Annotated in this window: 1 pseudogene; it reads right to left on the minus strand. The window is 64.3% G+C overall.

The features are described 5' to 3' along the window. Positions 1-182 (minus strand): annotated as a pseudogene (locus Q5762_RS38430) (TetR/AcrR family transcriptional regulator); the annotation flags it as partial. Positions 183-272: the final 90 nt, after the last annotated feature.

The following is a 272-nucleotide window of genomic DNA, read 5'->3' on the forward strand; positions in this document are numbered from 1 at the left end:
GCCAGCAGTGCCACCCGCCCCTTCAGCTCATCCAGGTTGGCCACATGCGAGTACAGGCTGGGCAGGCGCACCCCCAACCGGCGCGCCACTTCCGCGGCGGTAAGCGCTTCAAACCCCAGCGCATCCGCCGTTTCGGCGGCGGCCAGGGCAATGGCATCGGGGGTCAGGCCGGCACGGGGCATAAACCTACTGATCGTCGTTGTTTTCCTAATCTTATTAGTTTTCAGCCTGGCAAGACAAGCGGCTCATGCGTCGCAGCGGGTCGCGCGGAT

The organism is Streptomyces sp. P9(2023), assembly GCF_032436795.1.
Taxonomy (GTDB): Bacteria; Actinomycetota; Actinomycetes; order Streptomycetales; family Streptomycetaceae; genus Streptomyces.